Here is a 798-nt window from a genome sequence, read left to right as displayed (position 1 = left end):
GCACGTCGGCGATGCGGCCATTGAAGCGTTCGACCAGGCCATTGGTTTGGGGTCGTCGGGGTTTGATCAGGCGATGCTCGATACGGTTGGCGGTGCAAACCCGATCGACGGCGTGGGCACCGGTCGGCTGGCGTTCGCCGGTGGCGCAGAAGCGATCGGTAAATTCCTTGCCGTTATCGGTGAGGAGCTTGGTGATGGTGAACGGCGCCTGCTCGATCAGGCGCGTGAGGAAGCCGCTGGCAGAGGTTGCTGACTTGTCCTTAAGGATTTCAACATAAACCCAGCGCGTCGCACGATCAATGGCTGCGAACAGGTAGGTTCGTTGGTCCTGGTCCGGCAGCTGCGGCAGGTACTTGACATCGACATGCACAAAGCCCGGCGCATACGCCTTGAAGGTTTTCACCGGTGTGTTGGGGCCTTCCTCCTTGGGCAGCAGCGCCTTGAGGTTGGAAACCCCGTGACGGCGCAGACAGCGATCTAGGCTGGAGCGCGAGAGGTCGGGGTGGATGAACTCACGGGCGACCACCAGCAGGTCATCCAGCGGCAGAAGCAAGGTCTTGCGCAGCTCTACGACCACGGCTTCCTGGGCCGGGGTAAGGGTGGTCTGCAAGCGGTGGGGCGTGTGGGAGCCATCGGCAACCCCGTCACGCTGCTTCCAGCGGCGAACGGTATCCTCGCTCACGCCCAGCTCATCGGCCAGCTGCGTGACGGATTGGTTGGACGCCTGAATGTACTGGCGGGTCTTCGGGGTCGTGGTCGCATTGGCATGCAGGTGGATGTTCATTGCGCGTTCTCCGC

At 62.4% G+C, this 798-nt stretch carries 1 protein-coding gene; it reads right to left on the bottom strand.

What is annotated here, in order from left to right; all coding sequences use genetic code 11:
• Window positions 1-784, bottom strand: a 784-nt coding sequence (locus E1958_RS19650) for a DDE-type integrase/transposase/recombinase (RefSeq protein WP_133513374.1), incomplete at its 3' end; no start/stop codon positions are given.
• Between the last annotated feature and the right edge of the window lie 14 nt (window positions 785-798).

This window comes from Candidatus Thiosymbion oneisti, assembly GCF_004359955.1.
Taxonomy (GTDB): Bacteria; Pseudomonadota; Gammaproteobacteria; order Chromatiales; family Chromatiaceae; genus Thiosymbion; species Thiosymbion oneisti.
This window is presented reverse-complemented; position numbering and strand designations above follow the sequence as displayed.